General features: G+C 37.6%; 9 protein-coding genes. 3 read left to right on the top strand and 6 right to left on the bottom strand.

The window, feature by feature from the left end; all coding sequences use genetic code 11:
• Positions 1 to 5 precede the first annotated feature (5 nt).
• From pgi to FTT98_RS07770, 3 genes are all read left to right on the top strand, one after another.
• Positions 6 to 1,673 carry a glucose-6-phosphate isomerase gene (pgi, locus tag FTT98_RS07780; protein WP_373685133.1) on the top strand — a complete coding sequence of 556 codons (1,668 nt, stop codon included), beginning with the start codon at positions 6 to 8 and terminating at the stop codon, positions 1,671 to 1,673.
• On the top strand, positions 1,666 to 2,682 hold the full coding sequence (gene galE, locus FTT98_RS07775; protein ID WP_180177232.1) for a UDP-glucose 4-epimerase GalE: 1,017 nt from the start codon (positions 1,666 to 1,668) through the stop codon (positions 2,680 to 2,682). Before pgi ends, galE begins: the two co-directional genes overlap by 8 nt.
• 183 nt (positions 2,683 to 2,865) lie before the next feature.
• Positions 2,866 to 4,308 carry a capsule assembly Wzi family protein gene (locus FTT98_RS07770; protein WP_180177231.1) on the top strand — a complete coding sequence of 481 codons (1,443 nt, stop codon included), beginning with the start codon at positions 2,866 to 2,868 and terminating at the stop codon, positions 4,306 to 4,308.
• Positions 4,309 to 4,410: 102 nt separating this feature from the next.
• On the opposite strand, the gene FTT98_RS07765 is transcribed toward FTT98_RS07770, so the two are convergent.
• From FTT98_RS07765 to FTT98_RS07740, 6 genes are all read right to left on the bottom strand, one after another.
• The gene (locus tag FTT98_RS07765; protein ID WP_180177230.1) at positions 4,411 to 5,781 is read right to left on the bottom strand and encodes a phosphomannomutase CpsG; all 1,371 of its coding nucleotides are present in this window, start codon (positions 5,779 to 5,781) and stop codon (positions 4,411 to 4,413) included.
• 88 nt (positions 5,782 to 5,869) lie between these two features.
• Positions 5,870 to 7,465, bottom strand: coding sequence for a Tn7-like element transposition protein TnsE (locus tag FTT98_RS07760; protein ID WP_180105748.1), 1,596 nt, complete (start codon positions 7,463 to 7,465; stop codon positions 5,870 to 5,872).
• 8 nt (positions 7,466 to 7,473) lie between these two features.
• Positions 7,474 to 9,015, bottom strand: a complete 1,542-nt coding sequence (locus FTT98_RS07755; protein ID WP_180035096.1) for a TnsD family Tn7-like transposition protein — start codon at positions 9,013 to 9,015, stop codon at positions 7,474 to 7,476.
• Between the two features lie 25 nt (positions 9,016 to 9,040).
• Positions 9,041 to 10,723 carry an AAA family ATPase gene (locus FTT98_RS07750; RefSeq protein WP_180177229.1) on the bottom strand — a complete coding sequence of 561 codons (1,683 nt, stop codon included), beginning with the start codon at positions 10,721 to 10,723 and terminating at the stop codon, positions 9,041 to 9,043.
• Entirely contained in the window at positions 10,720 to 12,840 is a 2,121-nt protein-coding gene (locus FTT98_RS07745) for a Mu transposase C-terminal domain-containing protein (RefSeq protein WP_180109285.1), read from the bottom strand. The genes FTT98_RS07750 and FTT98_RS07745 overlap by 4 nt, the downstream gene beginning before the upstream one ends.
• Positions 12,827 to 13,630: a TnsA endonuclease C-terminal domain-containing protein gene (locus FTT98_RS07740; protein WP_180003570.1), complete on the bottom strand. Its 804-nt coding sequence runs from the start codon at positions 13,628 to 13,630 to the stop codon at positions 12,827 to 12,829. The genes FTT98_RS07745 and FTT98_RS07740 overlap by 14 nt, the downstream gene beginning before the upstream one ends.
• Positions 13,631 to 13,858: the final 228 nt, after the last annotated feature.

Raw genomic sequence — 13,858 nt, 5'->3', positions numbered from 1 at the left:
TGGCTATGAAAACTCAACCCTATATGGTCGAACATTTAGATTCAGTTTTAGGCAGTCTTCATAGTTTGAAAACTGAATTTGAAAATAAGCATTTAACAGAACTCTTTGCTGAAGACCCTCAGCGATTCGAAAAATTCTCTGTGCCTTTAGAGCCGGTGGTTTTTGATTTTAGTAAACATAGAGTCAATCAGCCCGTTGTCAAAAATCTAGTCCAGTGGGCACAGACACAAGATTTAACGTCGTGGATAAAGCGTTTATTTTCTACTGAAGAAATTAACTATACCGAACAGCGTGCAGCCATGCATTGGGCGCTACGGTTACCTAAAGATGATCAGTCTCATCCTGAATTAGCAGAACAAGTGCATACACAACTTGAGCGTATGTATGCTTTGGTAGAAAAAATTCATGCTGGCCAGTGCCGCGGCGCAACTGGTGAAGTCATTCAAGATGTGGTCAATATTGGTGTCGGAGGGTCAGATTTAGGACCACTGATGGTGAGCCATGCCTTATCTGATTTCAAAAAATCCACATATAAGCCACTCGATGTACATTTTGTTTCGACCATTGATGGTAGCCAGCTTTCAGATTTATTGCATCAACTTCGCCCCGAAACCACGCTATTTATTATTTCTTCAAAATCGTTCGGGACCATTGATACTTTATCCAATGCGCAAACGGTGCGATTATGGCTCGAAAAAGCACTTGGACAAGAATCACAAATTTTAAAGCATCATTTTATTGGCGTATCTACCAAAGCAGATAAAATGACAGAATGGGGTATTGCAGCCGAAAACCAATTTTTGCTCTGGGATTGGGTCGGCGGTCGCTATTCACTTTGGTCATGTATCGGTTTACCGATTGCACTGACAATTGGAGTTGATGGCTTTAAACAACTGTTAGCTGGCGCATATGCGGTAGACCAGCATTTTCAGACGGCACCTTTCGAACACAATATTCCTGTATTAATGGGCTTATTGGGTGCGTGGAATAATAATTTCCTTGATATTCAGACTCATGCAGTGCTGCCCTATGATGGGCGTTTGAAATATTTCGCCTCTTATTTACAGCAGTTGGAAATGGAGTCGAATGGTAAATCGATTCAGCGTAATGGTCAAAAAGTGGACTGGGATACTTGCCCGATTATATGGGGGGAAGTGGGACCAAATGCGCAGCATGCTTTTTACCAATTGCTGCATCAAGGCAGTCAAGCAGTGAGTTGTGATTTTATTGCGCCAGTGCAGCGTTATCAGGCCCAACAATTTACCTATGTCGATAATGCAGAGGCGCTGGTGGAACAGCATCATTTGGCCTTATCCAATTGTTTGGCTCAATCGCGCTTACTGGCATTTGGTAATCAAGCTTTAAATCAACAAGAAGTACAAGATTTGCCGGAATATAAACAATATGAAGGCAATCAACCAAGTTCAACCATTTTATTGCAAGAGCTAAATCCATATAGTTTGGGCATGTTGATTGCAATGTATGAACATAAAGTTTTTGTACAGTCGGTGCTTTGGAACATTAACCCGTTTGATCAATGGGGTGTAGAAAAAGGCAAAGAAATTGCCAATCAGCTACTTCCAATATTAAATGGTGATCGAAAGGATATTGCGGATTTAGATGGTTCAACGCAAGGCTTACTACAAATATTATTAGGAAAAACCAATGGCTAAAATTTTAGTAACAGGTGGTGCAGGTTATATTGGTTCACATACTTGTATTCAACTTTTGAGCGCAGGGCATGAGGTTGTTGTACTGGATAATTTGTCCAACAGTTCTGTCGAATCTTTAGCACGTGTTCAAGCGTTGGCAGCTAAAAAATTAGATTTTGTTGAAGGTGATATTCTCGATCAGCAAATTTTAGATCAAATTTTTCAGCATCATTCTATTGATGCTGTGATTCACTTTGCAGGTTTAAAAGCTGTGGGTGAAAGCCAAAAAAAGCCACTAAAATATTTTGAAAATAATATCTCAGGTTCTATTAGCTTAGTTAAAGCGATGGAGCGTGCTCAAGTCTTTAAGTTGGTCTTTAGTTCATCGGCAACCGTTTATGATGAAGCCAATATTTCACCCTTGAATGAAACCATGCCTACAGGTATGCCAAGTAATAACTATGGCTATACCAAACTGATTGTCGAGCAATTACTAGAAAAATTATCGACTGCAGATGAGCGCTGGTCAATTGGATTGCTGCGTTATTTTAACCCGGTAGGGGCACATAAAAGTGGCCAAATGGGTGAAGACCCACAAGGGATACCCAATAATTTGATGCCTTACGTGACGCAGGTTGCAGTCGGCCGTCGTGATAAGTTGTCAATTTTTGGCAATGATTATGACACGGTAGATGGTACAGGTGTGCGTGATTATATCCATGTGGTTGATTTGGCCAATGCACATTTATGCGCATTGAATCATCGTTTAAAAACACAAGGATGCCGCGCTTGGAATATTGGTACAGGCAATGGAATTTCAGTAAAACAAATTCGAGATACTTTTGAAAAAGTGAATGGTGTTGAGATACCTTTTGAATATGTACCTCGTCGAGAAGGTGATGTTGCAACCTCATTTGCTGATAATACGCGTGCAATTGCGGAGTTAGATTGGCAGCCTCAACATGGTTTAGAAGATATGTTGAAGGATAGCTGGAACTGGCAGAAGCAAAATCCAAATGGGTACAATTAAGATTTAAATTTAGTGTGTAAATTCATTAAAGACAGTATGGCGAATTTTGTATTTGCCATACTTCTCACTACTTAACTTAAGTCGTGAGTCGTGTATTGATTGTGCAAAAATAATGATAGATCTTATCTTTTGTTTGAAAAAAATCGTTATCATATGTGAAAGATAAATTGATTGAAATAATATATGAAATATCAAGCTCTTAGGGTTTTATCATTTGCCATTTTTTCTTCTATAGCTTTGCCAGTTACAGCTCAAGGGATCATTTTGAATAATAATGATCTACGTACAGATCTAAATTGGCTGAACCAACAAGGTGTGATTCAAATCAGCACTTCGACTTGGCCATTGAGTGGTGAAGAAATTCAGCGTGCATTATCTACTGCCAAAATTGAAAATAATGCTCAGCAGAAAGTTGTCAATTCGGTCATGGCAAATTTAGAAGCAGAAAATACCTCTATTAAGCTCGCTTTATTTGCTGAAACAGATCCACAGAACATCCCGCAAAAATTTGCAGATGAGCAAAAATCGCAATATCAAGCCGCACTTGAATTGAATGCAGGTGGAACGCAGTGGGATGCAAGACTGCGAGTCAATACTGAAAAAGATCCAATCATTGACCATGGACATGATGTCAATTTAGAAGGCTCATATCTTGCTGGTAAATTGTGGAATCAATGGTTGATTGCAGGTCAAATCCCAACGTATTGGGGACCTGGACATGAAGGAAGCCTAATCCGTGGTGATGCGAGTCGCCCTGTTTATGGTTTTACTATGCAAAGAGCGGAACAACAGGCCTTTGAAACAAAGTGGTTGTCTTGGATTGGACCTTGGCAATATCAAGCTTTTGCAGGTCAATTAGATGACTACAGTGCGATTCCAGATGCCAAACTATTAGGGCTGCGTCTAACTGCACAGCCATTGTCTTACTTGGAGCTAGGCGCTTCTCGGATGCTTCAGTGGGGTGGGGAAGGACGTTCAGAAAGTTGGGATTCTCTTTGGAATGCAATTAAAGGTAATGACAACTTTTATGATGGCGATCTAGATAAGTCTAATCAAATTGCGGGTTTTGATGCACGCCTTAATTTAAACCACTGGAGTGGTGTCCCGATTAGCCTTTATGGGCAATATGTAGGTGAAGATGAAGCTGGGCTTCTTCCTTCAAAAAAAATGTATTTAGCAGGTGTCGATTATTCTTCACAATTGAATAATTTACCTTTGCAGGTGTATGCGGAATGGGCTGATACTCGAACCAATGGCGACGTACAAGGTATTTCCTATAATCACTATATTTATCAAGATGGCTATTATCAACACGGCTTCCCGTTAGGGCATGCCATGGGCGGGGATGGTCAAATGCTAAGTCTTGGTGGAGATATTCGCTTTGATGTTATGAATCGCTTAAATGGTCGAGTAATGATGGCCAAAGTGAATCAGTCAAATTCAATAAATAATCATGCATTTGCGCAAAAAGATGAAATTAAAGCTTTAGATCTTACTTGGACACATTACTTAAAACCAAATGCGCCATTGAAGCTGAATGGATGGGTGAGTGATTCTGATGTCTATGGTCAAGATGCGGGAGTGTCTATCGGGGTCGAAATTCCATTGGATCGTTCACTATTTTAATCAGTCGTCAGCTTGGATAGAATTTCTTTTGAGTTAAGCTAAAAATAAACCATTCAACTTATTGAATAAGTTGAATGGTTTTTTATTAGCATGCAGAAAAATTTACCCTTGAATCAACTGTGTTAATTCATCGACATAATCTTGCATTGGTTTTGGATTTTGATCTTTTCGACTCTCAATATTTAAGCGCAATAATGGCTCTGTATTTGATGCTCGAACATTGAAGCGCCATGCACCAAAATTTAGACTGACACCATCCGTTTCATCAATCGCAGGATTTTGATCGGCAAAGTGATCAAAAATCTTTTGAATAGTGGCTTGAGTATCCGCAACTTTAAAATTGATTTCACCCGAACAAGGGAACTTTTCAATCATACCTTCAACCAGTGAAGACAATGTTTGCTGGGTTTCTGAGAGTACAGAAATTGCCAATAACCAAGGAATCATACCACTGTCACAGTAAGCAAAATCACGGAAGTAATGATGTGCTGACATTTCACCGCCATACACTGCATTGTGCTCACGCATTTTTTCTTTAATGTATGAATGCCCTGATTTAGACTGAATCGCTTCACCTTGGTATTGTTCAATGACATCAAAGGTATTCCATACAAGACGTGGGTCATGCACAATTTTTTCACCAGCTTGTTTCAGTAAGAACGCTTGTGCCAATAGACCGACAATATAATAGCCTTCAATGAATTGACCTTTTTCATCAAATAAGAAGCAGCGGTCAAAGTCACCATCCCACGCGATACCCATATCTGCATGATGGTCAATCACCGCATTACGGGTGCTGTCACGGTTTTCAACTAAAATCGGGTTGGGAATACCATTCGGGAAAGTACCATCAGCATCATTGTGAATTTTCACAAATTCAACAGGAATGTTAAGTTGTTTGAACTTTACTTCAATGGCATCGACCACATGGCCCGCAGCACCATTACCAGCATTCATGACTAATTTGAGTGGGCGAATTTTGGCAGGATCAATATAAGACATTAAATGATCAATATATTCAGGAAGAATATTGTATTTTTCAGTCTTGCCTTTAGTGATAACTTCATTAAAGTTGCCTGATTCAGCCAATAAGCGAATTTCTTTTAACCCTGAATCGGCTCCAATCGGACGTGCATTTTCGCGGACCAATTTCATGCCGTTATAGTCCATCGGGTTGTGGCTTGCCGTGATTTCGATCCCACCTTGAACATCTAGATGAAAGGCACCGAAATAGACTTCTTCAGTCCCCGTCATACCTAAATCTAATACATCAACACCCGCATCATTCAGACCTTTGATGGTGGCTTGTTTTAAATCTTCACTGCTGAGACGGATGTCGCAGCCCACAACCACTGTTTTAGGTTGATAAATTTGCCCATAGGCACGGCCAATTTTATAAGCAATCTCTTCATTGAGTTCTGTACCAAGTTTGCCGCGAATGTCATAGGCTTTAAAACAAGTAAGTTGTGTCATCTAAATTCTCGAAATAATTCCTGCGAAGTAAGGAAGGTATGATTATAGAAGGAAAATCGCTCCTATATGCCAAGATACTGTTTAACCTTTATATTGATTTTACCTTTGCTAAGATTCGTTGAGCCCAGTCAACATAATAATTTACATCGTCTAGTTGTTCCTTTTTTGAAGGATGATTAATTGTAGTAAAGGCGGTAATACCTCTTACTTCAGATATAAACTTTTTAGGCCAACTGAGTGATTGAGAAAGTATTGAATTGTTTAATTTTTCGAAATCTATCTCAATTAATAATTGAGTTTTTTCTTCATATCGGAGTAATAGTGTAGAGATGTTCTTTTTTCCATCTGATGTATCAATTTCACATAGATAGAATTGTTCATCATTTTTTGTGTTTATAATTCTATAGACATAAAAGTATCGTAGTTGATTGGCGTTAGAAAACTTGTGGCCTCGGAAACGTTTATATTTTTTAAACGGTGAATTCTTAATTTCTTTGATTTCATATCCTTTTTGTTCAATTTTGTCCAATACCTTAATCAAGTCTTTATGAGTGACTCGCTCTAGTTGAATATCTGATTCTGTTGTAACTCCAGGCAGAGTACCCTCTATATCTCCTTCTCCGCCAGCAAATCCTTCTTCTTGATTTTGGTCTTTATCCATCTGCTTTCGTCTTTGCCGTATGGTAGTTTCGGAAGGGGGCGTCTCTAAAGAAATTTTTAATTCTTCTATCGTATAAATTTTTCCTGGGAGGTTTCTTAGTTTGGCTATTAGTTTATCGATATCTGCATCAGCTTTTTGATTTAATTTTTCTCTAGGTGGACATGTTGGTGTTGACTGCTTGGGATTTTGTCCTTGAGCATTTTTTATTTGTTGTATAATCTTTTTTGAAGTGAAATGAAATTGAATAGGGCGGTTGATAGCTGTATCAAGATTTTTGAAAGACGTGATGCGCTCAATTCTGTAAATACCTGTTTTTTTATTAAAAATACCCTCTACTGTTAGGTTAATATTTTTGATATTAGGAGCTTCCATATCAAAATTAAAGCTTTTAACACCTTTTTGATCAACAATTGTTTTTTGATAAATACTAAGGAAGGCCTTATTTAAGTCCGGCTGTAATAAAATTAAAGCTAGCTTCTTTAAAAAATGAGGATCAGAGATATCAGCTCTCATAATTTTTTTGTTTTGCGCAATATTAATATGTATAGCATTTTCATCATTCATATCCACTAAAATATCTGTTGAATAATTTTCTGCAAAAAGTGCTGCACGTAAAAGATAGGGGTGTGAAAAAAATAGATCCCGAGCAAGAATAAGCTTAGGTAAAAGAATTGTCATATTTTTCTTTAATATGGGTGAATCATAATTAAACTCAAAGTATAACTGACCGTTATGCGTTTTTTGATAATTGTTCTTGGATAAATCTAAAACGTTGAGCGCTGAAAAATCCACTGATTTCAGGGTGTGGTTAAATAATTTCTGTGGATCAGGATTGGCAATTGGAGTTTTATGGTAATAAAGAAGAATACTTTCAATTGGCAATTTAAGATGAATATACCGTTTAATAAGAGGGTTAAATAAACAAGTATCAATATCAAACCGAGTTTGACCATGTCGACTAATTTTTTTCGCAGTATAATAAATCATATCTTTCGGTAAATATTCGATCAGACAATCACTCATTTTTAATTTCACCCCCAAATACTATTAAAAAATCTACGAGCTTCTGGCGTTAATCGTTCAGGGCTTAATCCGGATAGTCGAAGAAAAACACTCGGTGGATAGAACTGATTTTCAGTGTATTGGCGAATAAATGTTCGTGTAAGACGGCGTATTTGATAACAATCTGCAGACTCAGCGTAACGCTCTAGAAAGGCGGTGGTGAGTGGTAAAAACCTCCAGTTTTTTTCAATCATACTTACCGAGCCAAGTTGCTTAATAAAAAACTTTTTTGTCCATTGTGGAGAGTCGAGATCTTCTAATAATTGATCCCGGATTTTGATGAGTTGTTTAATCAATTGTTGATCTCGCTTTTTCCAATCTACACGTGGCTTGGGAATGGCTGAAGGTAATACCACAGCAGATTTATTTGTCAGTAATAGCCAGTTCTTATGATTACGATATAACCGAGCGTAAAGTGCAGGATCACATTGACGTGCCTGCTTAACAGAATTTTTCTGAATTAATTTTGTCCATTGTTTTTGATCTTCAGATAATATCATATCTATTTTATTATTAACCCATACAGGGGGAGCTTCGTGCTGCTGATCTAAGTTTGTTTTTTCTATAGATGCTAAGCTAACATATTGCTTATATGTTTCAATTGGTTTTTGCTCTGGAACCAGCGATTTTAATACAATGCAATGCTCAAGATAAGAAAATGCTTTACGATGTTTCCTGCACATATTTTTGAGCCAGCAGTTCTCAGAAAGAAGATCATCTAAATGATAGTATTTAAGAAAGCTTTCGCCCCAGTAATCTAAGACAAGGTGACGAATTTTTTCGTAGTTGATATTTTTTTGACCTGACAGTAAGCCTCTGTCTTTCAATAGATTGAAGTAGGCATTTGATAAAATCGAAACATCTTGTACTGCAATATGGCTAGATTGAATAAGTAGATCCTCGATTATTTTTGCTAACTCTAGATGACGCTTTAAGTCTTGTGAATTAATAAAAAGTTGTGAGGAGTCAATAAGGACATTTAAATGAGCATTATAAAATCTTCGGTCTAGCCCATTGCAAGGAACAGAGCTGACAAAAAGGGCAGATTCATGCTTTATGCAATATTCATATCCTGTAATCTGCCAGCTGCGTTTCCAGTAAACTTCACCATATTGCTCCATCTGTTCTTGCCAGCAATGAGGGCAGAACCGAAAAAAATTTACAGATTTGATTCGTGACGCATTTTTTCCCAACTTGGTATGTAATGATTGATACTGTTCACCCTGTAATACATGTACAGCATAACGCATCACTGTATCAGGTTGAAATGGTTGATAAATTGGTAATAAGGTGTGGTGGTTGATTAAATAGAGTGCATCATAGCAATCGGGTAAATAACTAGCCAATTTTCCTATATGAGATGGTAAATCGTAAGTTGGCGTCAAATTTCTATTATTGAATAATTCTTCAGTAAGGTATTTGGGACTTAAAATTCCATTGTGAATAGCATAACGTGCAATCACGCTGTAAATTAACTCATCTGGATATGGTATTGGAAAATTTGAAATCATAATACACTTACTCTCTATTTTTTGTTTAATGCAACACAGGAGAGGTGGGATCAAACAAATAGTGAGATGATTTTAATAGCTCATAAACATCTACTTCCTTTTCTTGTGCTTGACTGAAAAAATTCCGTAAGTCATTGGCTTCAGTGCTCTTCCATTCTTCTGCTTTCATGACTTTGCGTGATGTTCTTGGTTTTCTTACCGAAGTTGTGGTCTGAGGCTGGTCCAATTTATCTTTTGCTACAGAGCCGTCTAATACTTCCAGAATATGCTGGAGTAGTACCTGTAAGTTCTCGTTTGGATATTTTTTTAATGCAGAAGTGACATGCAGATCTATTGTAGCAGCCGGGTGACCAAAGGCTGTCAGCATACCAATGAGGGTAGAATAATGCGGTCCTAAATCTTTATGCTGTTTTTCCATTTTTAATTCAGATTTAAAACGTTGTTTTTCAACATATTCTTCAATTTGAACTTGAGGGATGGTTAGGTCAGAATACCGTGCAATACGTGCGGGATTGCCTGAACGCAGTGCATCTAAAATGTCGTGGACTGGCTGTAATTGTTCTTCATAGACCTTTTTAAATAATTCTGAGGTGATTTTTTCCAGGCCGATGGTGATGGCGTGAATTTGTACCAGACAGAACAGCTTAACCACTAAATCTGGAATGCCCTGCGTATAATAATACCAAGTGTTTCTTAATTCATCGGTCAGTTCAGCTGGTTGTTGAATCCATTGATATTGCCACAGCTTGTTGGTAAAGGCATACCATTCAGAAATGATCATTTGATCAGGGTCGCCAGGATCGGGAATAGGCGCTTCATTTCGCATAGGTTCCCAGATTAAAGAGCCTAATCCTGCACTGCGTCTAGCTGACCTTAAGTCTTCTTGCAGGATTTCATTCGCTTTAGGTGTCCCAATCATCACGATAGGGATCGATGCCACATTCACCAGCGTGACAAAGAAATTAAGAATGATCTCAGCCCCGCCAGATTTTTTTGTATTCAAATGCTGGATTTCATCAATGATCAGAAGTCCAATAGAATAATTATTTGCGATAATTTTCATCTGTTGCAGCATTGCATTCACATTTAAGCGGCTTCTGGTGAAACGATGCTCAAAGTTAGTATCTCCTAATGCTAAATCTACTGCTCTAAAAAAGTTTGAACATAAGTTTTTTAAAGAGCTGTCATGCGGGCAATCAATTTTAAGGAAAACAATTTGTTTTAATCCTAGCTCTTTATGCTCAATCACTTGCGGGTAATAACGCAAAATCTTGTTCATCGTCGTTGTTTTGCCGCTTCCTGAGCATCCTATAATTGACATGCTGGTCGCAGTTGATTCTGGAGGTGCATATCGGTAAGAACTTTCATTTGATGGTTCAAGTTGTTGAAAAGCGGCGTGTAAATGTCGATGTCTATCACCATTAGTGATGTTTCTACTCACGTAACCTTGCCGGATCATGATAGAAATTTTTTGTTCCAGTGATAGATGTTTGGTCAGTGGTTGAAAAAAATCATGAGGCAGCTGAGCAATCAGATGGATTCTTTCTGGTTGGGGTAAGAAACGTTGTTCTGGAATAAATTTCAGTTTTCCCCGTAGGTGTTTAATGACTGACTTTGTATCAAGGATAGGCGGTAATTTAGTAATGAGAGGATTATCCCCATAGATGTCTTGTATCGATGTATTAACTACTATTTCATTATTATTCATTCTTCATCGTCCTCTTCAAATAATTGTCTCATTAAGTCTGGTTGACTGGTTAAATCCAGATTGCTGCTGTCAGATTGGGATATTTGAGAATTGTCTTGGTTGGGATTGATAGTCTGGATAGAATTGCTGGGTCTGTTCTGGAGATGTTCCGCACGTTCCACTTGGATAGCTTCTTGTTTATTCTGACGGATATCCCGAGTACGTTGTGCTTTAGAAAGTTGGTGTACTCCTACTTGAGCCTGCCGACTCTGTGCTGCATGAATGATTTTGTCAGTAAAATCCTGCAATTCACTGATGGCTACAGACTTTAGTTGCGAATGCTGTTTTTCAACAGTTTTGATCGCTTTTTGAATTTGTTCAGCTTCCCACCAGGTCAGATGCTGATATTGACGTGAGGCATCACTTAAGTGGGCTTCCCAGTATTCCAATTTATTTTCATCAAAGAAAACATAAATGGTATTTACTGAGTATGGGTCAAAACCAATCCGCAACTTTTTCGGGCGGGATTTGGTCGTGTTACGAATAAACCAGCCTTGTTGATGCATTTCCAAACATTGATAGACTAATCCTTTGACTTTAAGTCCTTTATCACTTAAGGATGCATCGATCCTAGGTAGCAAGCCAACATATAGTGATTTGTTATCCACTTGTCTCAACATCCCAGTACGGTGCTGTAGACCCCACTGCCAGAGCTTAAGGGGGGTAGAAGGCAGGTCAGTCGGCATATCGGCACTACGATCGTATTTCGTCAAAATATCAAAATTATTGCGTAACAAGACGCAGCTTAAGATGATTTTTCTGAACTCTTCCAGAGTTAGACAAGCTTCTAGTCGATAATCATGTCCGCCTTTCTTTTTTTCCTTGAATCCAGAAACAACACCAATATTCTCGTAGGATTTAAAGCGTGACTGAATGATTCCAAAAGCCCTCTCCACAATACCTTTGGCATCGCTTCGATACGGTGGCGCATTTTCAATACGAACAGAAAAGTTTTTTTCAAGAAGTTCAATTTGATAACCAATGAGTTCACCGCGGTCTGCAAGTATGGCACCAGGTAAACCATAAATAGGCCAGTCTTCTGGTTGTATTTGCAAGCCATAACTCTGACAGAATGTCACTTTATCTTGGATTGCAACGCTGAGGCATTGTATAGCTGTGTTAAATGAACTGTTTTCCATACCGACATAAAGTCCAGTAATCATCCTGCTGAATACATCGATAACAATATATACGGTAGGTCGGCCAATAATCTGTGATGGATCTCGTGATGATACTAGATAGATGTCAGCGACTGTTGAATCTATCTCATAACGTGCACCAGGACCATTTGCTTGCTTGGTCGCTGTTGAAGTCAGAGGTTTGTGATCTTTCAGGGTTTTCTGATTCTTCAGAATTTCCTTGGAATTGTTCTTATTTCTATATCGCGTATTATAAAAGTAGTAGAATTGAGCATACGTTGGAATATCTCCAGCTTGCACTTGATGAAAGTGCTTGGAAAATAAATTTTTAAACCGAAGATAAGTTTCGTTAATGGATTGTTTTTTGACAGGAACTAAATACTCTTCGATGGCTTTCTTAAAATATAATTCAACCTGTTCAGTAACATTCTTACCTTCATTTGATTCATAGATGCGTGGTCTGCCAATTTTTTTATCACCTATCGTTCTTTTTTGGCCTTTTCCACCTGAGTTTTCATAGTCCGGTACCAAAGCATTTATCGTTTGACCACGCTGCCAGTAGCGTCTTAGGAGTCGTAGAATTTTATTAATTGATACTTCTTTCTCTAGATGTAGAGTTTTAATTTTTGCAGTCCTGATTTTTGCATTGATAAGAACTTGATCATCATTAATTAAATCTTGAATAATTAAAAAGTTTTCATCTCTTTTTTTGAGTTGAATAGAATCTTCACTCAAGTTTAATCGTTTTAAGTATTCATAAGGATCTTGCGCTGGTATCAGGCTTTGATCATCTGAGAGAGTTTGAAGTTCCTTAGACAAAATGAGTTCAGGAAAAGCATTTTTATTATCAATCGCAATCCATACCGTATACTGCGGTAAGAATTTGAGTATTCGGTATTGTGTTGAATTCAAGATGTAAACTGAATTAATTAGTTGCATGGACTGTATTCTCATTCTGGAGCAAATTACTTGCATGAATATCAGAGAGTTTAAGCTCCAAGTACGAAATTTCTAGATTAAATTGAAGTATTCGCAGTGCAAATAATTTTCTAAACAATGCGAGCGTCGCTCCGATACCCATTTTTTGAGTTTGGTCAAAATGCTTACAAAATTGGATTAATGAGCTTTGAGGGTACTGGCTAATTTCTTCCATAAAATAAACTGCTAGATCGATCATGTGATTTGTTATTTCAAGGTCATTTTTTTCTACATACAACCATTTAATGTTCTCTAGTACCGTAGCAGGAATGTCTTTTTCAGTAATCAACTTGAACGGCGTATTGTGCTCTTCTTCCCAGTAGCGACGTTTAATTTCTAATGACTCAATAACATGAGCTTTATTCAGATCTTTGCTGTAAAGAGTGTCAAGGGCTATAGAAAACTTACCAAAATCAACTAAAAAATCTGAAGATAGGGTAAAAGGTATATAGTCAATCGACACTTTTTTCATTCGGAAACGAGAACAGATGGAGTTAAGATCATAGATATCCAAAGGATAATGCTCGCGAATATCTGTAACGTTCTGATTCCAGTCAAGCAGTAAAAAGGTAGATAGCTCTAGATCAGAAAATAAGTGATGAAGACGTTTACTGACACGGCCTTGTACTCTGTGAGAGCGACCAATTGAACTGAAGTTTTGAACAGTTTTACAAGGTTTATAATCGCGTCCATGGCCCTGGCCATACCCTTCTGTTACTAGTTCTTCATAGTTTTTTATAATTTTTGCCATACAGAAGACCTGTGGGTTTTGGTGGATAATTAATCATATCTGAAGCGGGTTAATTTTGTATTTAGCAAAAACATACAAACTTAAATATATTTATATACAAACAAAATTTTATAATTTTTATTTAATTATTTATTTAATTCAGCAACTTAATAATTAATATGGTATTTTAATACTCAATTAATGAGTTTAAAAAAACGTTGATGATAGGCAAAAGTATTCAAATTACAT

Source organism: Acinetobacter sp. YH12039 (genome assembly GCF_013420015.1).
GTDB lineage: Bacteria > Pseudomonadota > Gammaproteobacteria > Pseudomonadales > Moraxellaceae > Acinetobacter > Acinetobacter amyesii.
This window is presented reverse-complemented; position numbering and strand designations above follow the sequence as displayed.

What these genes read in the sequence shown, in the direction of transcription:
- pgi (WP_373685133.1), top strand. Translation starts at nt 6, where the DNA reads ATGAAAACTCAACCCTATATGGTCGAACATTTAGATTCAGTTTTAGGC.
- FTT98_RS07755 (WP_180035096.1), bottom strand. Translation starts at nt 9,015, where the DNA reads ATGATTTCAAATTTTCCAATACCATATCCAGATGAGTTAATTTACAGC.
- FTT98_RS07760 (WP_180105748.1), bottom strand. Translation starts at nt 7,465, where the DNA reads ATGAGTGATTGTCTGATCGAATATTTACCGAAAGATATGATTTATTAT.
- FTT98_RS07770 (WP_180177231.1), top strand. Translation starts at nt 2,866, where the DNA reads ATGAAATATCAAGCTCTTAGGGTTTTATCATTTGCCATTTTTTCTTCT.
- galE (WP_180177232.1), top strand. Translation starts at nt 1,666, where the DNA reads ATGGCTAAAATTTTAGTAACAGGTGGTGCAGGTTATATTGGTTCACAT.
- FTT98_RS07740 (WP_180003570.1), bottom strand. Translation starts at nt 13,630, where the DNA reads ATGGCAAAAATTATAAAAAACTATGAAGAACTAGTAACAGAAGGGTAT.
- FTT98_RS07765 (WP_180177230.1), bottom strand. Translation starts at nt 5,781, where the DNA reads ATGACACAACTTACTTGTTTTAAAGCCTATGACATTCGCGGCAAACTT.
- FTT98_RS07745 (WP_180109285.1), bottom strand. Translation starts at nt 12,840, where the DNA reads ATGCAACTAATTAATTCAGTTTACATCTTGAATTCAACACAATACCGA.
- FTT98_RS07750 (WP_180177229.1), bottom strand. Translation starts at nt 10,723, where the DNA reads ATGAATAATAATGAAATAGTAGTTAATACATCGATACAAGACATCTAT.